The sequence below is a fragment of the Labrys sp. ALF-8 genome (genome assembly GCF_059699065.1).
In genome coordinates, this window is the sequence record NZ_AP048537.1 from 3,605,594 (window position 1) to 3,629,040 (window position 23,447).

The window sequence follows — 23,447 nt, forward strand, 5'->3', positions numbered from 1 at the left end:
CGGGTGCACGGGCTTCCTACCCGTTCTTCCCCATCATCAGGTGCACGAGCGCAAGAATGGGCAGGATACCCGTGCACCCGGAAATCACTCCGCCAGCGATTTCATCCTCTCCAGCCGCCGCCCGAAGAGCGTGTGATCGCCGAGGGCCCGGGCCGCCACCAGTGCGCCCTGGATACCGGCTACGATTTCCTCGGCAAGGTCCTCCGCCGACGCCTCGTCCCGGCCCGCTCGCCGCAGTGCATCGGCCAGTGCGTCCTGCCAGGCGCTGAAATAGGCATTGATCCTTGCCGCGAAGCGATCGCGAACGTCGCTCAGCGCGAAGACGCCGACGATGCAGACCCGTTCCCCGGAATGGAAGTAGCGGTCGGTGGCTTCGAACATCGCCCGGATTCCGGCGCGCGGATCCTCATGGCTGCGCAGGGGATCGAACACATGGATACGGAACCAGCGGTCGATGCCGTCCAGCACGGCCGCCGCCATCTCCTCCTTGCCGCCGGGAAAGAAGTTGTAGAGGCTGCCCTTTCCAAGTCCCGTATGCTGGCTGATGAGAGCGAGGCTCGTACCCTCATAACCGTGGGTGCGGAACACCTCGGTCAGAAGAGGCAGGACGTCGCTGCGCTCGCGAATGAGCTTCATCAGGCGCATGACCTCCTGATTGCGTCGCCGGGTTTCACAGGCCGAGGTCTGAGAGGCCGGGGTGATCGGTGGGCCGGGGCATCGAGCGGTCCCAATGGAACTTGCGCTCGCTTTCCTTGATCGGCACGTCGTTGATGCTGGCGTGGCGCACGGCCATCAGCCCGTTTTCGTCGAATTCCCAGTTTTCATTGCCGTAGGAGCGAAACCACTCGCCCTTGTCGTCATGCCATTCATAGGCAAAACGCACGGCGATACGATTGTCGCCGAAGGCCCAGAGCTCCTTGATCAGGCGATAGTCGAGTTCCTTCTGCCATTTACGGGTCAGGAACCCGACGATCTGCGTGCGCCCGCACGGAAACTCGGAGCGGTTCCGCCAGCGGCTGTCGGGCGTATAGGCAAGCGACACGCGCTCGGGATTGCAACTGTTCCAGCCGTCTTCGGCGGCCCGGATCTTCCGGATGGCCGTCTCGCGGGTGAATGGAGGAAGGGGAGGGCGTTGTTCAGACATGCAGCAGCCTCATTTGTACCGATAGGTACATGGTGAACCGATCGGTACAAAAGTCAAGATGCCGGAGCTTCACGGGCTAGGCCGCCCGGGCTTATGCCTTCTGAGGCAGCGTCAGTGCGTATTTCTCCGCCAGTTCGGCGAACGCTTTCTCACTGTCGGGGTCGACGGGCACGCCCTTTACCTTGCGCTCGTCCTCGACCTTCCATTCGCGGTCGCCGGGCGCCATCGGCTTTCCCGTTGCGCCCTCCGCCGGCACGGCTCCGCGCACGTTTGCGAGGTAGCGCGTGATGATGGCGCCATAGACCTCGGTGCTTATGAAGGAGGCGGGATTGATGGCGAGCGCAAAGCCGCCCATATCGCGCGGGGCGCCGGTGGAGGCCTTCCCGTACATCGGCACCAGCTCGGTGGAGAGCGACATGCCGGTGAGAGGCGAGGAGAGGATCTCAACGAGGCCCGCGAGCGCCGCACCCTTGTAGCCCTGCTCGCCGCCGACCGGCGAAAGCGTGCGCGCGGCATGCGGGTCGGTGGTATTGATGCCCTTTTCGTCGACCGCCACGCCCTGCGGCAGAGTGATTCCGAGCGAACGGTACAAAAGGACGCGATTCTGTGGGATCGCGCTCGTCGCCATGTCCATCAGCCAGGGGCGCTGGTCGGGCACGGGGGCGCCTATGGCGATCGGGCTTGTACCGTGGAAAGCATCGCGTCCGTCGAACAGGCGCACAGCGGCATCCGAATTGGCGACGAGCATGCCGATGAAACCCTGGTCGGCCGCCCATTTCGCGTAGGCGCCTGCGGCACCCATATGCGACATGTGCTTGATCGTCACCGCGCCGACACCCTGCGTCCTGGCGATGTCGACGGCCTCCTCCATGGCGCGATAGCAGGCATAGTGGCCGATCGCGCCATCGGCATCGAGGACCGCGGTGGAACCTTCACCGCGGATGACCTCGATCTGGGGATGTCCGTTGACCTCGCCGCTGGCGAGCACGCCGAGATAATAGGGCAGCAGCCGCACGCCATGGCTGTCCACGCCGATGGCGGACGCATGCATCATCGCTCGGGTCGCGGCGTTGGCGGATGGAACGTCAGCCCCGCCGGCCAGGAGGGCGGATTCAAGGAAGGCCTGGAGGCTGGCAATCGTGTAACGCTGCGGTTCGGTCATTGGTCACGCTCTGCATTGAAGGGATCGTCCTGGTCGGTCGGATCGGCCTCGTCGTTCTCGCTGCCGGGAATGGCGTAGACGCCCTTCAGCCAGCGCGACAGGTCGATGTCGGCACAACGTTTGGAGCAGAACGGCTTGGTCGCCTCGACGCTTGGCTTGCCGCAGATCGGGCATTTGCGCTTGAGCATGGGAGTGGCAACCGGTTCGCTCACAGATTTTCCCTCCAGGTGCCGCGCACCGGGAAGCCGGCACCTTCGAGCAGGCTCACGGTTTCGTAAAGCGGCAGACCGACGACGTTGGTGTAGGAGCCGATCAGGCGCAGGGCGAACACCCCGGCGAAGCCCTGAATGGCATAGCCGCCCGCCTTGCCGCGCCACTCGCCGGATTCGAGGTAGGCATTGATCTCGTCGAGCGACAAGTGCTTGAAGCGCACCCGCGTCTCGACGAGGCGCGTGCGGACGATGCCCTGCGGATTGGCGACGGCGACGCCTGTCATCACGATGTGGCTGCGACCCGAGAGGAGCCGAAGGCAGGCCTCCGCATCCTCCGGCGTCTCGGCCTTGGGCAGGACGCGGCCGGTGCAGGCCACGACCGTATCGGCCGACACCGTGTAGGCCCCGACCAGATCTGGCCGGGTCTTCAGCGTCACCAGCGCGGTCTCGATCTTCTCCTTCGCCAGGCGCTGCACGAGGGTGCGCGCGGCCTCGCCACGCTTGGGCGTTTCGTCGATATCGGTGGGTAGCAGCGCATCGGGCGCGCAGCCGGCTTGTTCGAGCAAGGCATGGCGGCGGGGGCTGGCGGAGGCGAGGACGAGTTTGGGACGTTCGGTCATGACAAGCTGGCAACGGGATTCGCCCCTGTGTGGACCAGCGAGGCACGCTTTGCAATCTTCATGACATTGGTGTGCCGGCAATCGGCGTGGCGTGCCCGCAGCCCGACCGTGGAATCGCCAAGGCGCGGTTTCCAGTTACTGCCGGGCGCGTCCCGGTGATTCCGGCGGGCACAAACACTGCGGGATGCCCGGGACAAGCCCGGGCACGGCAAAATAGACCTCTTTCCCCAACGTCGCGTCTCTCACACCGGCCTCTCCAGATCGGCACGTCCGCAGGGGCCTCGGATCACTGGCCTTCGGGGTAGTCCGCGCTTTCGGTGACGTCGGCCCAGGCATCGAAATCAGCGGCGAGCTGGCCCAGCTTGATCCGGGCGCCCTCGAGCGCGACCTTGCCGAGCAGCAGGCGCAGCGGGGGCTTCTCGGCCTCCACCGCCTTGACGATCGCCTTGGCTGCACGCACGGGATCGCCGGCCTGCCTCCCGCTGTAGCCGCGGATCTGGGCCTGCCGGGCACCGGCGGTTTCCTGATAGTCGGCAATGGTCTGCGGCGCCTGGTTGGCGGAACGGCCGGCCCAGTCGGTGCGGAACGGCCCCGGTTCGATGATCAGCACGTTGATGCCGAGCGGAGCGAGTTCCTGGGAAAGCGCTTCCGACAAGGCCTCCACCGCAAATTTGGTGGCGTTGTAGAAACTCACCGACGGGAAGGCACGCAGGCCACCGATGGAGGAGACGTTGACGATTGTGCCCGACCGCTGCTTGCGCAGGGTCGGTAGGATCGCCCGCGTCATATGAGTGAGGCCCCAGACGTTGATGTCGAACATCTTGTGGACTTCGGCCATGTCGCTCTCCTCGAAGGAGCCGAAATAACCGATGCCGGCATTGTTCACGAGCACGTCGATGCGGCCGAGACGCTCCAGCGCGATTCCCACCGCCGTATCGATGTCCTCCTGCCTGGTGACGTCGAGCTTCAGCACCAGGGCGAGATCGCCATACTCCATGGTGAATTCTTCGAGCTGCGCCGGATTGCGGGCGGTCACCACGGTAGGATAGCCGAGCGAAAGCGTGTGATGCGCCAGGTCCCGGCCGAAGCCGGTCGAACAGCCGGTGATGAACCAGACGGGCTTTGCACTATCGGACATGACAAATCTCTGAGATGAAAAGGGAGGGGCCGCCACCATAGAACCTGGCTTCTCGCGCGATAACCGGCATAATCCCGCACACCCCTTTAAGTGAAACTGTCAAATGAGCGGTGCGAGCCGCGAGAGGACGGAATGCGGCAGGATCAACTGGACGGTCTGGTGACCTTCGCGACCGTGGCCGAGCTTTCGAGTTTCTCGGCCGCGGCCGTGCGCCTGGGCGTATCTCCCTCGGCGGTGAGCCAGGCCATACGGACGCTCGAATTGCGCCTAAATGCCACTCTGTTCAACCGCACGACGCGCAGCGTCAGTCTTACTGAGGCAGGCGGGCGCTATCTCCAGCGCGTGCTGCCGGCCATCCGGGAACTCGCAGAGGCCTCCGAGGAACTCAGCGACGACAGCGGGCGGCCTTCCGGCCTGTTGCGGCTCAACGTCCCCCGTGCCGCCTATATGATCGTCCTGCAGCCGATCCTCCGGCGTTTCCTGGCTGCCTGTCCCGAGATCGACCTGGAGATCGCTATCGAGAGCTCGCTCGTCGACATATTCGGCCTTGGTTTCGATGCCGGCATCCGCTTTGGCGACCTGGTCGAGCCGGACATGGTGGGCGTCAAGATCGGGCCGCCCATCGAAGCCTATATCGTGGCGTCGCCCGACTACCTTGCACGGTGCGGCATGCCGAGGGTACCGCGAGACCTGTTCGACCATGACTGCATAGGCTTTCGCCATTCCTCCACGGGGCAGGTGGAACGCTGGTCCTTCGCACGGGATGGCGAGGAGATGGAACTCGCAGTCGGCAAGCGCCTGATCCTCAACGATTCGGCCGCCCTGGTGCAGGCGGCGCTCGACGGCATCGGCATCACCTACATGATCAACGGCTATATCGAGCGCTTCCTCGACGAGGGCCGGCTCGTGCGGATTCTTGCGGACTGGAGTCCGCCGCTGGCCGGCCTCATGCTCTACTATGCAGATCGCCGCCGTGTACCGCTGAAGCTGCGCGCCCTGATCGATTTTCTGCGCGCGGAGAACGGACAGTCGGCGCCGTTGACGGATGGGGTGATCGCCTAGAGCCGAATGCGTGGAGCGCTGTAATTTTCTCTAGAGCAAAGTATTGATAACAAAGGAATTTTACGATTCCGGGCGCCTCGGTATGAAAGGGGACCGCGCCTGCCATGCGTCGGCGGAAAATGGCGGGTGGATCGAAGTGGCGGTCTCTGGCCGCCAGTCCTGGAAGCGGTGCATCTGCCGGGCAGGAGGATCGCCGCCGGAGACGGCGGCTCCGAGCCCGGCGCGCGCTATCCGAGCTTCTTCTCCAGTTCACCGTAGAGCACGTTGTGAGGCTCGAAGACGAAGTCGAGATTGGTCACCGCGATCGCGGCCGCGCCCTGGTCGGTCAGCCAGGCCGCGAAGTCGAACATCTGGCCGGCCGGCACGTGGAAGGTCAGGGGCTGGCCCTGGGCCGGCAGGCCAAAGGGAGCGCCGGCGCCGAATTGGCGGGCAGCATCCTGGAGATGTTGCTGGTTGGCGCCGCGCAGGACGCAGCGAACCTCGCGCTGGGCGCTGCCCTTGGCCTTTGCGGCGAGGCGCCCGAGGATGGCGGCTGCGCCGGCGCGGGCGCGCGGGTTCCAGTCCGCCCCCAGCGAGGCAACCAGATTGGCCTGGCTGCGCAGCATCACGCCGTCCTCGACCACCTTGAGCGCATTCGCCGTAAGCGTGCCGCCCGTCGTGGTGATGTCGACGATCAGGTCCGCCGCTCCGGAGGTCGGGGCCCCCTCGGTGGCACCGAGGCTTTCTACGATGAGATAGTCGGCAACGCCGTGCGTGGAGAAGAAGGTCCGCGTGAGGTTGACATATTTGGTGGCGACCTTGAGGCGGCGGCCATGGCGCTGGCGAAAGCCGGCGGCGACGTCCTCGATGTCGGCCATGGTGCGCACATCGATCCAGGCCTGCGGCACGGCGACCACGACATTGGCCTGTCCGAAGCCGAGGGGCTGGAGCAGGGTCACGCGCTCGTCAGCACGCGGAATATTCTCGCGCACCAGGTCCTCGCCGGTGACGCCGAAATGGATCGCGCCGGAGGCAAGCTGGCCGGCGATCTCGGAGGCCGAGAGGAACAGCACTTCCACATCGTCCATGCCGGGAACGGCGCCGCGATAGTCGCGCGCGCCGCGTTCCTGGACGAAGCGGATGCCTGCGCGTTCGAAGAAGGCGGTGCAGTTCTCCTGCAGGCGGCCCTTGGAAGGAATGCCGAGTAGGAGGGGCGTCATCATGCTTCTCCCCCGAACCGGTCGAGCCAGATCGAGCAGCCCACCGCCGGCACCGATTGCGCCGATCCGAGCTGGCCCATCAGGTGGTCGTAGCGTCCGCCGCCGACCCGGGCCTGGGCGTCAGGCTCGGCAGGGTCATGCAGCTCGAAGACGAAGCCGGTATAATAGTCGAGGCGCCGGCCAAAACCGGTGGCGAACTTCACGGCGCCGATATCGATGCCCCGCGCGGCGAAGAAGCCGGTGCGTTCGTCGAAGGCGTCGAGCACGGCGCTGAGATCCAGCCGGGCTTCCCCCGCTATGGTACGCAGTTCCGCCGAGGCCGTATCGGGATCGCCGCTGACGGCAAAGATCCTGCGCGTGATCGCAACCTTCTCCCCGTCGACACCGGCGCCGGAGGAGAGTGCGGCCTGTTCGAGGAAGCGGTCGGCTATCTCGTCGACGCTGCGTCCGCCGACCGGCTGGATGCCGGCGATGGACAGGAGATCGGCCACGGCCGCGCGCGCCGAGCCGGGATCGGAGCCTTCCAGTGCAGCGAGAAAGCCGGCATAGGCGGCAGCGCCGTTCTTGGGAGCGGCATTGCCGAGACGGGCAAGGTCCTCGTCGAGATTCTTGGAGCGGCGCAGATCGCTGACGAGGCGCCGGCGCCAGACCGGCGGCAGGTCGAGCGCATCAAGCATGGCGGTGACGATGCCGGCATCGCCCATGCGGATCTCGGGTCGTGTCAGGCCGAGCCCGCCGGCTGCCTCGATGGCGATGGCGAGCATTTCGGCATCGGCGGCGGGCTTGTCGCTGCGGCCGAAATTCTCGAATCCCGCCTGTAGGAATTCACTCGGCCCGTCGGAGCGGAAACGGAATACCGGCCCGCGATAGGCATAGGCACCCACCGTCCCGGCCTTCGCATTTCCCAGATGATGCAGGGAAACCGGAATGGTGAAATCGGGTCGAAGGCAGAATTCGCGGCCCTCGGCATCGGCCGTTAGAAAGGCACGGCGCCGCATGTCCTCGCCGAGCAGGTCGAGGAAAAGCCCTGCCGGCTGCAGGATGGGAGGATCGATCAGCGCATAGCCCGAGCGCTGGGCAAGCGCATCGAAGGCTTCATAGGCTGGGTGGGGCATATGCGCGGTCCATTGAATACGTCCGAGGGTTTCTAACAAGGGCCGCTGCGGAAGGCGACCGGAAAGAGGAAATGGGCTTAACAGGCGAAAGCCGGCATGTTTGATGCCATCTTCAATGATGTGTGGTGGCCATGCCCCTGGATTCCCTTCCCCTCGCTGCGCTCGGCCGGGGATGACGGAGAGCCCGCTACCCCAGCATCTCCTTCACCGTCTTCACCAGGTCCGCGCGCGCCACCACCCGTTGGGCTACGCGGGCCTCCCGCCATTCGGCATTGTCCGCGATCGCCTTCGCCATCTCCGCGCCGAGGGCTAGGTCCTTGAGCTGCACCTCACCCCTCTCGGCTTCGTCCGAGCCCTGGATCACGGCGATGGGCGACTTGCGACGGTCGGCATATTTGAGCTGGGCCTTCATGCCCGAGCCGCCGAGATAGACTTCCGCCCTGATGCCGGCCTGGCGCAGTTCGCCCGCCATGGCCTGGTAGTCGGCAAGGCGGCTCTGGTCCATCACGCAGACCACTACCGGCCCCTTGTCGCCCTTGGTGTCGACGCGGCCGAGGGCGGTCAGCGCGGAAAGCAGGCGGGAGACGCCGATGGAAAAGCCCGTGGCGGGCACCGGTTCGCCGCGGAACCGTGCGACGAGACCGTCATAGCGCCCACCCCCGGCCACCGAGCCGAAGCGCACCGGACGACCCTGTTCGTCCTTGACTTCGAAGGTGAGCTCCACCTCGTAGACCGGGCCCGTATAGTATTCGAGGCCGCGCACGATCGAGGTGTCGATGACGATGCGATCCGTGCCGTAGCCGGATTTTTCCACGAGGTCGGCAATCCGCGCCAATTCCTCGACGCCTTCGCTCCCGCCGGCGGAACTCGCCACGAGCGGGCGCACGCGTGCGAGCGTGTCCGCGTTACCACCGCTCTGCCCCGTGACGTAGTCGAGTATCGTCTGGGCCTGGGCGTCCTCGAGCCCGGCGCCCTTGGTGAAATCGCCGGACTCGTCCTTCCGCCCGGCGCCGAGCAGGTCACGCACCCCCGCGGAGCCGAGGCGGTCGAACTTGTCGATGGCGCGCAGCACGGTGAGGCGGCGCCCGGCGTTCTCATCGCCCGCGAGGCCGATGACCTCCATGATGCCGTCGAGCACCTTGCGGTTGTTGACGCGCACCAGATAGGAGCCGCGTGGAATGCCGAGCTTCTCCATGGTGTCGGCGGCCATCATGCAGATCTCCGCATCGGCGGCGACCGACGGCGCGCCCACCGTGTCGGCATCGAACTGCATGAACTGGCGGAAACGCCCGGGTCCCGGCTTCTCGTTGCGGAAGACATAGCCAGCGCGATAGCTGCGATAGGGCTTGGGCAGGGCGTCGAAATTTTCCGCGACATAGCGGGCGAGGGGCGCCGTCAGGTCGTAGCGCAGCGACAGCCACTGCTCGTCGTCGTCCTGGAAGGAGAAGACGCCTTCGTTTGGGCGGTCCTGGTCGGGGAGGAACTTGCCCAGCGCATCGGTATACTCGACGAAGGGAGTCTCCACCGGCTCGAAGCCGTAGAGCTCATAGACGTCCTGGATCACCGAGACCATGGCGCGGGTCGCTGCGATCTCGCCGGCGCTGCGGTCGACGAAACCGCGCGCCTGCCTTGCCTTCAATTTCTGCTTCTTGTCGCCGGCCATTGCTGCAAACTTTCCAAAATCCTGGCGCTCTTTAGGGCAGCAATGGCCGGTGGGGCAAGGAGTTTGGAATGTCGGCCCCCGTCGACATTCCGCAAACGAGGCATTCCGGGCAGGAGCGAGGTCGGCCACGAGGTCGGCACCGCGAAAATTCTGCCGCGACGTCAGCATTGAAAGCTGACTGAAAGCTTGATGCGCTAGGCACGGCAGCAAGCGCCCTCGCACCATCGCGCCGATGGAAGAAGAGCGGGCATCTGGAAACGCCTTTTGGAGAAGACCATGTTCGTCAAACCGAAACTCCTGCACAGCCTCCTGCTCGCCGGCACGTTTACAGCCCTGAGCCTGGCGACCGGCGCCATGGCGCGTGCCGACGAGAAGATCACCATCGTCGTGGGCGGCTACGAAAAGCAGATTTACCTGCCCGCCAAGCTTGCCGAGAGCCTCGGCTATTTCAAGGACGAAGGCCTCGACGTCGAGTTGCTGAACGATACCGCCGGTGTCGATGCCGAGACCGAGATGCTCGCCGGGACGGTTCAGGGCGTCGTCGGTTTCTATGATCACTGCGTCGACCTGCAGGGCAAGGGCAAGTTCGTCGAGAGCGTCGTTCAGTTCAGCCAGGCCCCGGGCGAGGTCATCCTGGTGTCGAGCAAGCACCCGGAAATCAAGTCCGCCGCGGACTTCAAGGGCATGGATGTCGGCGTGACCGGTCTCGGTTCCTCCACCAACTTTCTCACGCTCTATCTTGCTCAGAAGGCCGGTGTGAAGCCGAACGAGTTCACGACGCTGCCTGTCGGCGCCGGAGCCACCTTCATCGCTGCCATGCAGCACGACCAGATCCAGGCCGGCATGACCACCGAGCCCACGATCGGGCGCATGGTGAAATCCGGCGATGCCAGCGTGCTGATCGACATGCGCACGGTGAAGGGATCCGAGGACGCCCTCGGCGGCACCTATCCGGCTGCGTCGCTCTACATGCCGACGGCTTGGGTCGAGGCCCACAAGGATGAGGTGCAGAAGCTCGCCAACGCCTTCGTGAAGACGCTGAAATTCATCAACACGCACAGCGCCGCCGAGATCACGGATAAAATGCCGAAGGAGTTCTATGGCGACGACAAGGACGGCTACATCAAGGGCCTCGATGCCGGCAAGGGCATGTTCACCGTCGACGGCGTGATGCCCGAGGACGGCCCCAAGACGGTGCTGGCCGTGCTGCAGAGCTTCAAGAAGGAGCTGCAGGACAAGCAGATCGATCTGTCCAAGACCTACACCACCGAGTTCGTGAAGAACGCGAAGTGAAGCCAGATGGGCGGGTCTCCGGATCCGTCCTGGCGGCAGTCTGCCAATCGACGGGTGAAAGGCGGGTCCGAAGGCCCGCTCCCCCAATGTGCGGCTCCGGCCTCTTTCAGGAGGAACCCATGACCCAGTCCCAGGCGCAGGCTTCCTCGCCCGCCATCGAGCTCATCAACGTCACGCGCCGATTCGTGACACCCACGGGCAAGTCGCTCACGGCGATCCACGATTTCTCCATGACAGTCAACCGGGGCGAGTTCGTCGCCGTGGTAGGGCCGACCGGGTGCGGCAAGTCGACCACGCTGAACCTCGTCACCGGACTGGCCAGGCCGAGCGCCGGCGAGGTGCGGGTGATGGGCGGCCCGATGAACGGCATCGATCCCAGCGTCGGCTTCGTCTTCCAGGCCGATGCGGTCTTTCCCTGGCGCAACGTCATCGACAATGTCGCTGCCGGGCCGATGTTCAGGGGCGTACCCAAGGCGGAAGCCTATGCCCGGGCCCGTGAATGGCTGAAGCGCGTCGGCCTGCCACGCTTCGAGAACCACTATCCGCACCAGCTTTCCGGCGGTATGCGCAAGCGCGTTTCGCTCGCTCAGACCTTCATCAACCAGCCGAAGATCCTGCTCATGGACGAGCCGTTCTCGGCGCTCGACGTGCAGACCCGCGTGGTGATGCACAACGTGCTCCTGGACCTGTGGGATGAATCGAAGGCTTCCGTCGTCTTCGTCACGCACGATCTCGATGAGGCGATCGCGCTGGCAGACAAGATCTACGTGCTCACCGCCGGGCCCGCCACGGTGAAGTCCGTCTACACGGTCGATCTGCCTCGCCCGCGTGTCGTGGAGGAGATCCGCTACGACCAGAAGTTCATCGATTATTCCAAGATGATCTGGAACGATTTGCGCGAGGAGGTCCAGACCAGCAACCGCCGCGCCACCGAAGCCGCGTGAGAGGAGACAGAAGATGAGCGATGTCGCGATGTCCCCCAAGACGCCGGCGTTTCGACCCGGGACCTCCGATACCGAGATCGAGGCCGCCGCCGCGAAAGCGGCCAGGACCCGGCGCGTGATGGTCCTGATCTGGCAGTTCGTGATCCTCGCCGCAGTGCTGGGCCTGTGGGAAGTCTCCGTCCGCCTCGGCTGGATGACGGATCTTGCCCTCGGCATGCCCAGCACCGTTGTCGAGCGCCTGTGGCAGTGGATCACCGAGGGCGCGAACGGTACGCCCCTCTGGTACCATCTCTGGGTCACCGTGGAGGAGGCTACGATCGGCTTCGTGTTCGGCTCCATTGCCGGCGTTCTCGTCGGCGTGGCGCTGGGGCGCAATGCCTTCCTGGCCGATATCTTCTCGGTCTATATCAAGGTCTTCAACTCGATCCCCCGCGTGGTGCTGGCTCCCGTCTTCATCATCATGTTCGGCCTGGGGCTCGGATCGAAGATCGCCCTGTCCTTCGTCATGGTGTTCTTTCTGGTGTTCCAGAACGCCTTCCAGGGCGTGCGCGAGGCAGATCGCTCCCTGATCGCGAATGCGCAGATCCTGGGGGCCAAGCCCTGGCAGCTCACCCGCTCGGTGATCATCCCTTCGGCCATGAGCTGGATCTTCGCCAGCCTCCATGTCAGCTATTCCTTCGCCATCACCGGCGCGATCGTCGGCGAGTTCGTCGGCGCCCGCTATGGCATCGGGCAGTTGATCGCCATCGCGCGCGGCTCCTTCGACGGGCCGGGCGTGGCCGCCGCGATCATCATCATCATGCTGGTTGTGCTGGCAGCCGGCTGGATCATGACACGCGTGGAGAACAGTCTCGCCAAATGGCGGCCCAAGCCTTTGTCTGATCACTGACGAACGAGGTGTAGCGGCTTCAAGGATAACAGAAGAGGGTCAGAAGATCCTTCCTCCAGCCAAACTCATGCCCGGGTTCTCTCCCCGGGCATTCGTTTTTGTGGGCGAGCCTTGGCAGGCGGATGCCCGAGGGGCTCGCACCGCAAGCTTCACACGAGGCGGCAGCATGTGTTAAACAGCAATAATCACGCCCGCCGGAGTTGCCGGGGGCGGTATTCATTGCCTGTTGCCTCGGGCGCATTAGCCCGGATCTTTTTCGAAGGTATATTTAGTTGGCTTTTGTGACGTCTGTATTTCAAAGGAATCCGGTTTCGCATTCGCAGGGCATATTGCGGTCGATCGCAGGCGCCGCTGTCGAGATCGTGGTAGTCTTCCTGCTGCTGAGCGCTCCCGACCTGTTCCTCCACTACAAGGGATTTGCCATCCATCCCTTCGTGAAGAAGGAATATTTCCTGACGATCGGCATTTTCTCGGTTCTGTTCGCCTTGTCGGCGGGAACCTGGTTCCGCATGGCCGTCATCGTCCTGATCCTCCTCAACCAGACGATCTGGCTGTGCTCGCTGGTTTATTTCGGCGCGCCACTGACACCGGAGCAGGTACAGCTCTTCTTCAGCGACACGGCCGACTCCGTCACGACGGGCGCTCACATCGAGAGCCAGTTCGTGATGCCGCTGCTGACGGCCCTGGCACCAGCCGTTCTTCTTGGCCTGATCTCGATCTTCCGGCCGTTCCGGGGTAGCAGGTCGGCTGTGTTCTCCGTGGTCCTGGCGCTCGCCCTGGTTGGCGTGGTCGCGCGCTGGAGCGTCCATGGCCTTCCCGCCGCCATCCAGGCCGGCAGCTATTCGGCGTCAGCCACGGCTGCGACGAATGTCGGGGTGCTGGCGATGCGCGAGACCGAGGTAGCCGCGCCGCCCAGCAGCCTCAACCCGCTTGCCGATCATACCATTGCGCCTGTTCCCGTTCCCGAGGGCAAGGCGACGGTGGTGATGGTGATGGGGGAATCGATCAACCCCGCGCGGCTTTCCATCTTCGGCTGGAAGCGAGCCACTACGCCGGGCCTCGCCCATTTCCTGAACGCCCCTCCGCCCGGTTGGCACATGATGGCGAAGATCGGATTTTCGGGGGGTGTCGCCACGTTGGCGAGCGTTCCCTCGGCACTCCGGCTGGTCTATTTTCCCAATCTGCCCGATCGCCAGCCCATGAACATCTTTGATGTCGCCAATACCGGCGATTTCAAGAGCTACTACTACTCGGCCCAGGCGATCACCACGATGCAGATCGCGGGCGGTGCGCGCCACGTGCTCGAGGAGAAGACGGTCGAGACCTATGACGAAAAGGCCGAGATGTCGCCGGAGGAATCGCTCGCCGAGGATGTGAAGGGCGTGCCTCCTGCGCCGCGCCGGTTCATCTATGTGCACCAGCGCGCCGATCACGAGCCCTATCTGGATAACTGCAAGAAATATGTCGGCGATTTCAGGACCTTCGAGGCGCCGGACGACAGCGATGATGAAGCGAGGCGCGCGCGCTACGACACCGGCCTGCAATGCTGGGATCGCAGCACGAGCGACATCATCCAGGCCTTTCTGGGCGAAAAGGATCCCGTCTATGTCTTCGTTACGTCCGACCACAATGAGTTGATGGGAGAGGGAGGCTATTGGGGCCACCTCATCCGTCATCTGCCGACCGCCGTGGTGCCGGTCATCCTGATGACGAACCGTCCGGACTCCGCCATAGCCGCTGAATTCCAGCGGATGGATCGGCCCACGCAGTTCCAGCTCATGCAACTCGTGGCCGAGGCCATGGGCTCCGGCGTCAACGTCAAGCAGTACGATCCCTCGATCTTCTATGTGAACGGCACCATGCCCTTCGGGCGGGCCAAATATATGGAGGTCGAGAAGCTGCCGGGCGACCGGTACCGGGTTTCGCACTTTTCGAGCGACGCGACGCCAGCGGAACCTTCGGAGACGGTCTCTCTCGAGAGCATGCCCAAGGACGCCGTGGTACCCGTTGTCCAGAGCGCGATGCTTCACCCGGGCGGCAGTCTGGCCCATTGAGGATGCGGTAGCGAGAGATCGTCTTCGGGGCTGATTTGAATACAAGGAAGGGGCGCTTACCTGGCAAGGTAACGCCCCTTCTTTGTCTCTGTGGATCGAATTACCACCTGTATCTGAGGCCTGCGGTACCCTTGACGGCATAGTTGTCGCCGGAGCCGGAGGAGAGGGCGGCGGCATAGTCGGCCTCGCCATAGAGGCTCCACTCGTCGTTCCAGGCATAGCTGCCGCCCAGGCCGACCTCGCCCCACAGGCGCTTGTTCTGCTGGGTGAAGGAGGAGCCGGCCACCTCGACCGAGGTGCCGTCCAGGAACTGGTAGCTCAGATTGGCGACGGCGTAGAGCTGCAGGCGGTCGGTCCTGCCCTGCTGGTTCTTCCAGCTGGCCAGGTTCTCGACCCGCAGGCCGAGCCGGCCCTTCAGGCTGTCGCCGTCGCCGAGGGCGACGCGGGCGCCGTTGAGGTCGGTGAAGCTGTCGAAGTCGACATGGGCCCAGGCGAGCTGGGCCTGGGGCACCAGCGCCCAGCCCGAGCCGAGCTCGAAGCGCCTGCCCGCCTCCAGGCTCAGCACCGAGGACCAGCCCGAATTGCCGCCGCCCGCCTTGTTGGACAGGTCCGACTCATACCAGGTGAACTGGCCGACCGCATCGGCATAGAAGCCGTCCTGGCCGAGCCAGGTCAGGTTGCCGCCGAGCCCGTAGCCGGTCGAGGTGATCTTGCCGCTGCGCGCCGCCTTGGTCACCGGGTCGGGCGAGACGTCGATCTCGGCGCGCGAGGTGCCGATGGTGGCGAAGGCGCCGAGCGTCAGTTCGCCCGAGCCGTTCTCATGGGCCACGCCCTCATAGCCGGCCTGCAGGAAGCCGAGGGACTGGGTGTAGGCCGAGCCTGTCCTGGGATCGTAGGAGGCATACTGGCCGCCGATGCGCCCCCAGGCGCCCTGGCCGTAGATCACCGGCCTGCCGTCGGCATAGGAGGCGTTCTGCTCGCCGGTCGGGGTGCAGCGGAAGTTGCGGGACGGGTCCTTGCACCAGATCGCCTCGGGCGGCGTGCCGTTCGGCCAGACGCGGTTGCCGGTCCTCTGCTGCAGCGTGCCCAGCGTCGCCTCGGCGTAGTTCACCAGCGTGTCCGCATAGGGCAGCGCCGTCTGCGTCGAGGCGGACGCGCCGACCGAGCGCAGGTACCAGTCCTGGTCGCCCGGGTCGGTGACGCCGCCATAGAACAGGTTGTAGTCATAGGCGCCGGCCGTCAGGGTCCGGGCGAGGCGGAAGGCGTCCGAGGTGGAGTTCCCATCGACCTGCACCACCTTGATGCCGTCCTTGGTGGTCAGGGCGCCGGGGCCGCCGGCATTGGCGATCGACAGCGTGGTCGAGCCCGAGGCGTTGCCGTTCACAACCATCATGTCCGTCGGCGAAGCATCATCGCCCAGATAGGTATTCAGCGCGAGTGTGCCGCCCTGCCCGACGTAATTGCCGGTGACCGTCAGCGTCGTTCCCGGACCGGTGCCGTTGGTCGCAACGAGACCTGCATTGTTCATGCCGGCGACGGTCTGGTCGAAACCCTGCAGGTCGAGCGTGCCGGCGGGACCGACATCATGGATCGAACTGGCGCTGAACACGCTGCCTGCGCCTGCTCGCAGGGTGCCGGCGCTCACCGTTGTGAGGCCACTATAGGTATTGGAGCCGAACAGGGTGGTCGTGCCGCTGTTCATCTGGTTGACGGCGGTCGTTCCGCTGATCGGTACGGTAAAATCGATATCGTCGACGTGATTGAAATTGACGACCGCGGTCCCCGCTCCCCCAATGATCGAAGAAGCCGCGACGATGCCGGCCCGGCCGCCCGCGCCCACGTTCAACGTGCCGCTACTCCCCTGTGCGAGGCCAAGCAGCACGGATCCGGACACCTGCAACGTGCCGTCGTTGCTGACGTCCACGACGCCTGTACCGAGATTGCCTATGGTCAGCGAAGTCCCGGCGTTCCACAGAGAGGACGCGCCATCGATCACGGCATGCCCGGCTGCACCAGTGCTGTAGCCCACGGCGCCGCCGGCGCTGGTGACCTGTCCGCCCTCGAGAATGTTGAGCGTGCCGGTCCCCTGCCAGCCGACATACATGCCGCTCGTGCTCTGCCACTCCGAGTGATAGCCCGATGCTGCATCGATGCCGCTTACCGTCACGATGCCCGTGGCACCGGGCTGTGCACCGATAAATCCGCCTGCGCTCTTCATCAGGCCGCCGTCCTCGATCGTCAGGACGCCGGTGCCCTGCTCGGCCGGCACCTGGTAGATCGTCGAAGGATGGCCGCCACCGACGGACTGAAACTGATTGCCATTGCGATCCCAGGTCGAACGGGTGAAGGTGCCGTCGCCATTGTCGTGGACACCCGTGATCAGCACCTCGCCATAGCTCGCATGGCCGATATACCCGTTATTGGTTTGCAGATGGCCACCATCCTGAATGGTGAGATATCCGTCGCCCCAAAAGCCCACATTGAAGGTGCCGTTCGCCTTCCACAGTGAGCCAGGGCCGCTGATGAGGCCTACTCCGGTCGTCCCGGCTTCGTAACCAAGCCAGCCGCGGGCCGTGGTGACGACACCGCCATTGGTGATTTCGATCCGTCCGTTCGCCGTCGGGCCGCTGTTGCTGTCCGTCCTATTGGTGCCGACGACCAGATCACGTGCCGTATTCGTATAGGTCGCGCCGTTCGTTGGATTGGCGATCGACGTGATCACCAGTCCGCAAGCCGGATTCATGGAAATGGTCACCACGTCGCACGTGGTGTGGTTGTAGGCGATCGCCGAGTTGCTTCCCGTCATCGAGACGCTCTGCGCCGCAGCCGGCGAAGCGGCGATGACAGTCGGCGCGATGGTTGCAGGAAGAAGTATCGCGGTGCTGCAGAGCATGTACAGTTTCAGATTGATCTTCGCCATTCCGCGATTCTCCTGACATTCGAGTTGCGGAACTATAATTTTTAAAAAGCCAGGAGTATTTTATAAATTGATCACGATTGGCACAAAATGCTTATACTGATGGATTTTTTGCTATCATAGGTGGAATAATTCAACCTAAAGTGGCAAAATTGCAACATACATGAGATATTTACAATAAATTACTCTAGGAAATACCGAGAGCAAGCGTAGTATCGCCTTGATGAACACTCACGATGCAAGCGCCGGCAGCGTAACGATGACCACCAGGCCGGGCAGGGGCAAGCGGTCGGCCAGTTCGATCTGGCCTTCGTGGGAGGACACGATCTCCTTCACCACGGCGAGGCCGAGGCCTGTGCCTTCAATGCCGCTGCCGAGGCGGCGATAGAAGCGCTCGAAGACCTTTTCGCGCTCATCGGCCGGTATGCCCGGGCCATTGTCCTCAACGCGCAGGATGACAGTGGAGCCGCCGGTCGCTCGCATGCGTACGGTGACCGTACCTCCCGCGGATGTGTAGCGCAGGGCATTTTCGACCAGGTTCGTCACCATCTCGCGCAGCAGGGTGGGGTGGCCGTTGACGGGCAGGGGTGCGGGGGCTTCGTCAAAGCCCAGGTCGATGCCACGCTCCACCGCCATGATGGCGAGATCCCCCACCGCTTCTCGGCTGAGGCCGTTGAAATCGACCCTTTCCCTATGGAGGAGCGCGCTGCCCTGCTCGGCGCGGGCGAGGCTCAGGAGCTGGTTGGAAAGACGGGTCATGCCTTCCACCGTCGCACCGGCCGCCGAGAGGGATTCCCTCGCTGCCGAAGCGCTGGGTGCCCGCAGGCCTACGCCGACCTGCGCCTTCAAGAGGGCGAGGGGGGTACGCAACTGATGGGCGGCATTGGCCACGAAGCGCCTTTGCGCCGCGACCTGGCGCTGCACCTGGGCGAGCGCTTCGTTGAGGGCGAGCACGAGGGGCTTCAGTTCGACCTGGACACCGCGGCTGTCGAGCGGTTCCAGAGAATCCGGGCCGCGCTGCCGTACCTCGTCACGAAGGCGCAGCAGCGGCGTGAGGCCGCGCTGGAGGCCCAGCACGGCGAGGATGCCCGCCACTGCGACGAGCAGCACTTCGTCGCGCAGGGCCTTGATCCACAGGCTCTTCACCAGCCTGTCATGGCTACGCAGGGTCTGCCCGACGATGACGAGCGCTTCGCCATTCTTGCCGGTACTCGAAACCACGGGCTGGGCCAGGACGACCGCCCGCACGGCCTCGCCGCGATAGGTTGCCTCGTAGTAGATATGCCGGAAATTAGTCGGCGTCTGCGGAGGCGGCAGCGTATCCGGGTATCCGGCGACGAGTTCGCCACGCGGCCCGTTGACGCGGTAGATCACGTGGTCGCGGTCGTCCGTGGCGAACATCTCCAGCGCGGAAGGCGGTATCGGCGCCTGAATGACGCCGTCGCTCTCGTGGATGTTCTCGGCGATGGAGCGCGCGGAGGAGATCAGCGTGCGATCGGTCAGGAGGTCGGCGGTGTCGCGGGCATCCGAGTAGGTGTTCCAGACATTGAAGCTGACCACCGCCAGGAGCGGCAGAACCAGCCAGGCGAGGAGCTCGCGGCGCAGGCTACGCGACATCGGCGCGCCGCAGCATGTAGCCGAGACCCCGCAGCGTGATGATGCCGACGTCGCTGCCCTCGAGCTTCTTGCGCACGCGGTGGACGTAGACCTCCACGGCGCTCGGCCCCGCATCGTCGTCGAAGCCGAAGACATTTTCCACCAGCCGTTCCTTGGGCACGGGACGACCGGCATTGAGGATCAGCGTTTCCAGCACGGCATGTTCGCGCGGGGTGAAGGCGAGGGGAGCCTCGTGCAGCGAGAAGCTGCGCGACTGGCTATCGAAGGCCAGGGCGCCATAGGCGACCACCTGCTCGAAGCGCCCCCGGCCGCGCCGAAGCTGGGCCCGGATGCGCGCCTCCAGCTCTTCCACTTCGAAGGGCTTGACCAGGTAGTCGTCGGCGCCGCTGTCGAGCCCGCGTACCCGGCTGGAAACGGCGTCATTGGCGGTGAGGACGAGAACGGGCGTATGGTCGCCGCGCGCCCGCAGGCGTCGGAGCACCTCGATGCCGTCGATGTCGGGAAGACCGAGATCCAGGATGAGGAGGGCGTAGTCCTGCGATTGCAGGGCGACGTCGGCTTCATCGCCGCGATGCACGCAATCCACGACATAGTTGCTCTGGCGCAGCAGGCGGCTCACCCACTCGGACAGATCGCGGTTGTCTTCGGCCAGAAGGATACGCATGAGCCTGTCGTATGGCGGGAACGGTTCGTCTCGTGATTTTACGGGGATGAAGCACCAGGAAGCAAATGGCTGCTTTCCGCACCCGCAGCCGGATCTTTCACGCATCATGTCTCAGCGATGCGGCTTCCACCGGATGACCAGAACAAGCAGGCCCACGGGGACGGCCAGGATTACCAGCAGGACCAGCAGGTGAACGATGGATGGTTCGCCCATGAATAGCCTCCTCGCATCCCGGTCGAATCTCGATTGGGCGCTGACCATAGCGCAAGAACGCTTCGAGGATACGTGAATTTGGCAGCAACGTTCGGACCTTCATTCTAGCCCGGCAGTCGAGAGGGTCAGGGATCATGTAACGACGAAGTCATAGACAAATATTGCCGTATTGATTTCTGTTCCATGTTATAGATGTGAGAATAAGGCAGGGATTGCTCAGCGGGGACTCTCGATGACACGAGAAGAAGCCGAGGATTTCGTGCGGCGGCTGCTCCGGCGCAATCCGGATCTGGCCAGTCATTATGCTCTGTTGCTCGGAGCGCCTGCCCGGCTAGGCTTCGAAAGCCTTGGCGCAGGTCCCGCACCCGCCCGTCCGGATGCCGGGGGACCTGACATCACCGATGTGATCCGCCGAACGAACAGAGGCGCGCTGGAGGCGATCGTCGACCGGGAGCGGCCGGTCTTCTTCGCCTTGCCGCCCAAGGACACCGCGCCGATGTCCTTCGACCTCGACGATGCCGCCATTCTCGGGCCGGAGGCTGCGAAGCTTCGCGAGAGTCTTGCCGCCTGCCGGGCCAGGATGGAGCCGCTTCTGACGCGCATCGGCCGCATCGACGTCGACGGCTTCGCCAGCATGCCCTTCGTCGGGACCGGCTGGATCATCGACGACGGCATCGTCGCCACCAATCGTCACGTCGCCGAACTCTTCGCGCGGCGGAGCGGGGCAGGCTTCAGCTTCCGCATCGGTTCCAATGGCGAACCCTTGTCGGTGAATCTCGATACCGGCCATTTCCGGGACCGGGCGGATGGCGGCGTCAGCCTTCCCATCGAGAGCGTGCTCTTCATCGAGCCGGAGGAAAGCGCCGTCGATATCGCCTTTCTGAGACTTTCGGCCGGGGCGCCGATCGGCACCCTGTCGCCCCTGCCGATCGCGGAAGGAGCGACAGATCCCGCCTGGCCTCTATGCGCCATCGGCTATCCCGCGCGTGCGCCCGCCTCGATCATCCCCGACCAGGGATTGATGCAGCAGCTCTATCGCGGTTTCTATGACGTCAAGCGCCTGGCGCCTGGCTATCTCATCGCCGAAGGCCCGGCGCGCATGACGCATGACTGCACCACTCTCGGCGGTTCGTCGGGCAGTTGCGTGGTGGCGATGGCGACCGGGGAAGTGGTCGGCCTTCATTTCGCCGGGGTCTATATGAAGGAGAACCAGGCCGTGCCGGCCCGCGTCCTGCGTGATTATGTGAAGGGCCGGCTATGGCTGCGGCCGCCGAGCGTGGAGACCACCGGGCCGGCACCCGCTGCCCCGCCTGCTTCCCCTCCCTCCCAGGACGTACCCTTCCAGGTCGAGCCGGCCGCCGTGACCGTTACCATCAGGATTTCCGGCGCCGGGAAGGTGAGTGTCGACGGCCCTGCAGCCGAGAATAGGGATATCGAGGCCGCCGTGACCGCCTTCATCGATTCCTGTTCCGATGGGGGTATCCTCGCCGCCCGGGTCGGATTCCTCGATGACGGCGCGCGCATTGGCGACACGCCCTGCATCGCCGTGTCGGTGCGGCCGTCGCGGCTGGAGGAGGCGAGGAGGAGCAGGCCTGCCGCCTTCCTGGGGCATCCGGTCCGCTATGAAGCGGCGGATGTCGGCGAGCAGCTCGACGCCCGCGGTGCCCTCGAGGCGGCAGGCGGGATCGCCTATGACGACGACGCCCGCCAGGGGGCGGATTTCGTCCTCGCCCAGATCGTCGAGCCCATGACGGTGCGCGCTCACGTCAGCCCGGAATATGGCTTCGAGGAGTTGTCGGCCTTCCTCAAGGCCGGTGCGCGCAGGAAGCTCGTTTCCGCCATGTACGAATTCAAGGGCGCCGCCATCGCCGATCTCGTGGGAGAAGCGCTGGAAAGCGAGGCTTCCATGGCGCTAGCGCTCGACAACGTGACCCTGCCCGAGCCGAAGGCAGGGGAGCCCGGCGCGGGGTCGGAGCCTGCCGGGACGCTGGAGTTCGAAGCCCGGCCCCGCTTCGAGGCCTGGCGCGCGCGCTATGGCGAGCGTTTCGATGTCGTCACCGTTCCCGAGGGGCCCAGGGGCCTGATCATGATGGCCTACCACATCAAGGTCACGGTTCGTGACGACGACTGGCTCTGGCTGTCTTCCGGCAACTGGAAGAACACGTCGAGCCAGCCCATCGTGAGCCGGGAGCAACTGGAGAATGCAGAAACCAGGGATCTGCCCGGCAATCGCGACTGGCATGTGGTGATGCATAGCCCGGGGTTGGCCGCGCGCTTCCGCAACCACATCCTCCAGGACATCAGGCGTTCACGCGAACTTTCGGCGCGCGAGGAAACGGTGGCCGCGCCCGAGCCGATGGTACTCGTGCCGCTCTCTGGCCTGGAAGCAGCCGTGGAGGAGCGTCGCCCGCCCTCACGCGTTCTCGCCCCGCTGGTGGTGACGGGCACGGTCAGGGCGACGCCGCTTCTGACGCCTGACCTGGAAGGGCGCGTCTACACCGATGCCGTGCTCCGCCTGATCCGTTCGGCACGCCGGAGCCTGTGGTTCCAGATTCCCTATATCGGCATGCGTCGCGATCCTAGGGTGCATCGCGGCAACATCGACGAACTGATCGATGCGCTGGCCGATAAGCTGAGGACACTGGAGGATGCCCGGGTGCTGCTGCGCACCGGCAACAGGGAGTTCTCCGACAACCGTCATGTCGCGTGGTATTTCAAGTCGAAGGGTATCGACGTGGACAACCGCCTGCGTGCCGTCGAGAACCATCACACCAAGGGCATGGTCGTCGATGGCGAGCGCGTGCTCATCGGCAGCCACAACTGGAGCAGTCAGGGCGTGAGCGTCAATCGCGACGCCTCGATCATCTTCGAGAACCCCGATCTCGCGCGCTACTACGGCGATGCCCTCGACATTGACTGGCAGCGCGCCAATCCGGTGAGGGCGGTCGAGTTCGTGCGAAGGAAGCCGCAACTCGTGCCCCCGGGCCAGCCGCTCACGGAAAGCTCCGGCAGCAGGGTGATGCGCCTCAGCGAGTATCTCGCCGAGATGGACGATTGAGGCGGCATATCCCTGCTCCCTGTCGGGGCGTCGTCTACCCCCGTCTCTCCCGGAAGAAACCCTGTAGCAGGTCGCGGGCTTCCGTCGCGTCGATGCCCGAATAGACCTCCGGCCGGTGATGGCAAGTGGGCGAGGCATAGAACTGCACGCCGTTTTCGACCGCTCCGCCCTTCGGATCGTCGCAACCGAAATAAAGGCGGCGGATGCGGGCGAAGGAGATCGCCGCCGCGCACATCGGGCAGGGCTCCAGGGTCACATAGAGGTCGGCTCCGACGAGTCTTTCGCTCCCCAGCGACCGGGCAGCGGCGCGGATGGCGAGCATTTCGGCATGGGCGGTGGGGTCTGCGAGCTCCAAGGTGCGATTTCCTTCACGCGCCAGCACCATTCCGTCCTTGACGACGACCGCGCCGACAGGTACCTCCCCGCGACCTGCGGCGGCACGTGCTTCTTCCAGCGCCAGTTCCATGATCGAGCGCTTCATCT

At 64.6% G+C, this 23,447-nt stretch carries 19 protein-coding genes; 6 read left to right on the plus strand and 13 right to left on the minus strand.

All coding sequences use genetic code 11. The features are described 5' to 3' along the window. Positions 1 to 84 precede the first annotated feature (84 nt). The 6 genes from AC6H34_RS16540 to AC6H34_RS16565 form a co-directional block, all read right to left on the minus strand. Positions 85 to 639: a TetR/AcrR family transcriptional regulator gene (locus tag AC6H34_RS16540; protein WP_448151331.1), complete on the minus strand. Its 555-nt coding sequence runs from the start codon at positions 637 to 639 to the stop codon at positions 85 to 87. A 31-nt stretch (positions 640 to 670) separates the two neighbouring features. Beyond that, positions 671 to 1,144: a nuclear transport factor 2 family protein gene (locus AC6H34_RS16545; RefSeq protein ID WP_497539454.1), complete on the minus strand. Its 474-nt coding sequence runs from the start codon at positions 1,142 to 1,144 to the stop codon at positions 671 to 673. Between the two features lie 91 nt (positions 1,145 to 1,235). After that, positions 1,236 to 2,306 (minus strand): Ldh family oxidoreductase, encoded by a 1,071-nt coding sequence (locus AC6H34_RS16550; RefSeq protein ID WP_497539455.1) that lies wholly within the window; start codon positions 2,304 to 2,306, stop codon positions 1,236 to 1,238. After that, on the minus strand, positions 2,303 to 2,518 hold the full coding sequence (gene yacG, locus AC6H34_RS16555) for a DNA gyrase inhibitor YacG (protein ID WP_497539456.1): 216 nt from the start codon (positions 2,516 to 2,518) through the stop codon (positions 2,303 to 2,305). Before yacG ends, AC6H34_RS16550 begins: the two co-directional genes overlap by 4 nt. Beyond that, positions 2,515 to 3,138 carry a Maf family nucleotide pyrophosphatase gene (locus AC6H34_RS16560; RefSeq protein ID WP_448148815.1) on the minus strand — a complete coding sequence of 208 codons (624 nt, stop codon included), beginning with the start codon at positions 3,136 to 3,138 and terminating at the stop codon, positions 2,515 to 2,517. Before AC6H34_RS16560 ends, yacG begins: the two co-directional genes overlap by 4 nt. A gap of 286 nt (positions 3,139 to 3,424) precedes the next feature. Next, positions 3,425 to 4,276 (minus strand): oxidoreductase, encoded by an 852-nt coding sequence (locus AC6H34_RS16565; RefSeq protein WP_497539457.1) that lies wholly within the window; start codon positions 4,274 to 4,276, stop codon positions 3,425 to 3,427. A 132-nt stretch (positions 4,277 to 4,408) separates the two neighbouring features. Between AC6H34_RS16565 and AC6H34_RS16570 the strand changes: the two genes are divergently transcribed. Beyond that, complete coding sequence (locus tag AC6H34_RS16570) at positions 4,409 to 5,338, plus strand: LysR family transcriptional regulator (protein ID WP_497539458.1); 930 nt, start codon at positions 4,409 to 4,411, stop codon at positions 5,336 to 5,338. Between the two features lie 227 nt (positions 5,339 to 5,565). Here the strand turns inward: AC6H34_RS16570 and hisG are convergent, their stop codons facing one another. From hisG to hisS, 3 genes are all read right to left on the minus strand, one after another. After that, positions 5,566 to 6,540, minus strand: coding sequence for an ATP phosphoribosyltransferase (hisG, locus tag AC6H34_RS16575; RefSeq protein WP_497539459.1), 975 nt, complete (start codon positions 6,538 to 6,540; stop codon positions 5,566 to 5,568). Then, positions 6,537 to 7,652 carry an ATP phosphoribosyltransferase regulatory subunit gene (locus AC6H34_RS16580; protein WP_448148811.1) on the minus strand — a complete coding sequence of 372 codons (1,116 nt, stop codon included), beginning with the start codon at positions 7,650 to 7,652 and terminating at the stop codon, positions 6,537 to 6,539. Before AC6H34_RS16580 ends, hisG begins: the two co-directional genes overlap by 4 nt. A gap of 187 nt (positions 7,653 to 7,839) precedes the next feature. Continuing rightward, positions 7,840 to 9,315: a histidine--tRNA ligase gene (hisS, locus tag AC6H34_RS16585; protein WP_497539460.1), complete on the minus strand. Its 1,476-nt coding sequence runs from the start codon at positions 9,313 to 9,315 to the stop codon at positions 7,840 to 7,842. 276 nt (positions 9,316 to 9,591) lie between these two features. On the opposite strand from hisS, the gene AC6H34_RS16590 reads away from it, so the two are divergent. From AC6H34_RS16590 to AC6H34_RS16605, 4 genes are all read left to right on the plus strand, one after another. Further along, a complete protein-coding gene (locus tag AC6H34_RS16590; protein WP_497539461.1) occupies positions 9,592 to 10,608 on the plus strand; it encodes an ABC transporter substrate-binding protein in 1,017 nt (338 codons plus the stop codon). Between the two features lie 119 nt (positions 10,609 to 10,727). Beyond that, on the plus strand, positions 10,728 to 11,552 hold the full coding sequence (locus AC6H34_RS16595) for an ABC transporter ATP-binding protein (RefSeq protein ID WP_497539462.1): 825 nt from the start codon (positions 10,728 to 10,730) through the stop codon (positions 11,550 to 11,552). A 13-nt stretch (positions 11,553 to 11,565) separates the two neighbouring features. Further along, positions 11,566 to 12,441, plus strand: a complete 876-nt coding sequence (locus tag AC6H34_RS16600) for an ABC transporter permease (RefSeq protein WP_497539463.1) — start codon at positions 11,566 to 11,568, stop codon at positions 12,439 to 12,441. Between the two features lie 329 nt (positions 12,442 to 12,770). Next, positions 12,771 to 14,495, plus strand: coding sequence for a sulfatase-like hydrolase/transferase (locus AC6H34_RS16605; protein ID WP_497539464.1), 1,725 nt, complete (start codon positions 12,771 to 12,773; stop codon positions 14,493 to 14,495). A gap of 100 nt (positions 14,496 to 14,595) precedes the next feature. Here AC6H34_RS16605 and AC6H34_RS16610 read toward each other — a convergent pair whose 3' ends face one another. From AC6H34_RS16610 to AC6H34_RS16620, 3 genes are all read right to left on the minus strand, one after another. Continuing rightward, on the minus strand, positions 14,596 to 17,415 hold the full coding sequence (locus AC6H34_RS16610) for an autotransporter family protein (protein ID WP_497539465.1): 2,820 nt from the start codon (positions 17,413 to 17,415) through the stop codon (positions 14,596 to 14,598). Between the two features lie 228 nt (positions 17,416 to 17,643). Next, positions 17,644 to 19,029 carry a sensor histidine kinase N-terminal domain-containing protein gene (locus AC6H34_RS16615; protein WP_448148805.1) on the minus strand — a complete coding sequence of 462 codons (1,386 nt, stop codon included), beginning with the start codon at positions 19,027 to 19,029 and terminating at the stop codon, positions 17,644 to 17,646. Continuing rightward, entirely contained in the window at positions 19,019 to 19,693 is a 675-nt protein-coding gene (locus AC6H34_RS16620; RefSeq protein ID WP_448148804.1) for a response regulator, read from the minus strand. Before AC6H34_RS16620 ends, AC6H34_RS16615 begins: the two co-directional genes overlap by 11 nt. Before the next feature lie 445 nt (positions 19,694 to 20,138). Here AC6H34_RS16620 and AC6H34_RS16625 point away from each other — a divergent pair, with 445 nt between their 5' ends. Further along, positions 20,139 to 22,964 carry a phospholipase D-like domain-containing protein gene (locus AC6H34_RS16625; protein ID WP_497539466.1) on the plus strand — a complete coding sequence of 942 codons (2,826 nt, stop codon included), beginning with the start codon at positions 20,139 to 20,141 and terminating at the stop codon, positions 22,962 to 22,964. Between the two features lie 34 nt (positions 22,965 to 22,998). Here the strand turns inward: AC6H34_RS16625 and AC6H34_RS16630 are convergent, their stop codons facing one another. Further along, on the minus strand, positions 22,999 to 23,430 hold the full coding sequence (locus tag AC6H34_RS16630) for a nucleoside deaminase (protein ID WP_497539907.1): 432 nt from the start codon (positions 23,428 to 23,430) through the stop codon (positions 22,999 to 23,001). Positions 23,431 to 23,447 lie beyond the last annotated feature (17 nt).

Bases quoted from the DNA above. Each gene is read 5' to 3' on its own strand.
- AC6H34_RS16545 (WP_497539454.1), bottom strand. From the start codon at position 1,144: ATGTCTGAACAACGCCCTCCCCTTCCTCCATTCACCCGCGAGACGGCC.
- AC6H34_RS16550 (WP_497539455.1), bottom strand. From the start codon at position 2,306: ATGACCGAACCGCAGCGTTACACGATTGCCAGCCTCCAGGCCTTCCTT.
- AC6H34_RS16560 (WP_448148815.1), bottom strand. From the start codon at position 3,138: ATGACCGAACGTCCCAAACTCGTCCTCGCCTCCGCCAGCCCCCGCCGC.
- AC6H34_RS16565 (WP_497539457.1), bottom strand. From the start codon at position 4,276: ATGTCCGATAGTGCAAAGCCCGTCTGGTTCATCACCGGCTGTTCGACC.
- AC6H34_RS16570 (WP_497539458.1), top strand. From the start codon at position 4,409: ATGCGGCAGGATCAACTGGACGGTCTGGTGACCTTCGCGACCGTGGCC.
- hisG (WP_497539459.1), bottom strand. From the start codon at position 6,540: ATGATGACGCCCCTCCTACTCGGCATTCCTTCCAAGGGCCGCCTGCAG.
- AC6H34_RS16580 (WP_448148811.1), bottom strand. From the start codon at position 7,652: ATGCCCCACCCAGCCTATGAAGCCTTCGATGCGCTTGCCCAGCGCTCG.
- hisS (WP_497539460.1), bottom strand. From the start codon at position 9,315: ATGGCCGGCGACAAGAAGCAGAAATTGAAGGCAAGGCAGGCGCGCGGT.
- AC6H34_RS16590 (WP_497539461.1), top strand. From the start codon at position 9,592: ATGTTCGTCAAACCGAAACTCCTGCACAGCCTCCTGCTCGCCGGCACG.
- AC6H34_RS16595 (WP_497539462.1), top strand. From the start codon at position 10,728: ATGACCCAGTCCCAGGCGCAGGCTTCCTCGCCCGCCATCGAGCTCATC.
- AC6H34_RS16600 (WP_497539463.1), top strand. From the start codon at position 11,566: ATGAGCGATGTCGCGATGTCCCCCAAGACGCCGGCGTTTCGACCCGGG.
- AC6H34_RS16610 (WP_497539465.1), bottom strand. From the start codon at position 17,415: ATGGCGAAGATCAATCTGAAACTGTACATGCTCTGCAGCACCGCGATA.
- AC6H34_RS16615 (WP_448148805.1), bottom strand. From the start codon at position 19,029: ATGTCGCGTAGCCTGCGCCGCGAGCTCCTCGCCTGGCTGGTTCTGCCG.
- AC6H34_RS16620 (WP_448148804.1), bottom strand. From the start codon at position 19,693: ATGCGTATCCTTCTGGCCGAAGACAACCGCGATCTGTCCGAGTGGGTG.
- AC6H34_RS16625 (WP_497539466.1), top strand. From the start codon at position 20,139: ATGACACGAGAAGAAGCCGAGGATTTCGTGCGGCGGCTGCTCCGGCGC.
- AC6H34_RS16630 (WP_497539907.1), bottom strand. From the start codon at position 23,430: ATGGAACTGGCGCTGGAAGAAGCACGTGCCGCCGCAGGTCGCGGGGAG.